The sequence below is a fragment of the Polaromonas sp. P1_G2 genome (assembly GCF_056405515.1).
In genome coordinates this window covers 1-396 of the sequence record NZ_JBFUBY010001475.1, presented here as the reverse complement: position 1 = coordinate 396, position 396 = coordinate 1, and the positions used below count along the sequence as shown (strand labels likewise).

Below are 396 nucleotides of genomic sequence, written 5' to 3'. Positions count from 1 at the left end.
GATCAGTATAATGCCAGCTTTCGCGGCGACGGGTCGGCAGGCCGGCGGACTTGATGGCGCCGATCAGCGTCGAGCGCTGCGTCGTGACGGCAGTATCACCCGGCAGCGAGCCGATCGCGCCGCCGAAGGCATCCAGCAACGCGCTTTCCGCCGCCGTCAGCTTGATGGGAGTCTGAATGGTCATTTACGCCGCCTCGCCGATGATATCGGCATAGCCATTGGCCTCGAGCTCATGCGCGAGTTCCTTGGGACCGCTCTTGATGATCTGGCCCTTGTAAAGCACATGCACCGAATCCGGCACGATATGATCGAGCAGGCGCTGGTAGTGGGTGATCACGACGATGGCGCGGTCTGGCGAACGAAGCGCATTGACGCCGTCGGAGACGATCTTCAGCG

At 62.1% G+C, this 396-nt stretch carries 1 protein-coding gene and 1 pseudogene; both read right to left on the bottom strand.

Annotated features, from left to right (window positions below; genetic code table 11):
- The coding region (locus AC1D0P_RS31155) for a hypothetical protein (RefSeq protein ID WP_477680259.1) at positions 1 to 184 on the bottom strand (184 nt) is incomplete at its 3' end.
- Positions 185 to 396: pseudogene (gene sufC, locus AC1D0P_RS31150) on the bottom strand (Fe-S cluster assembly ATPase SufC); the annotation flags it as partial.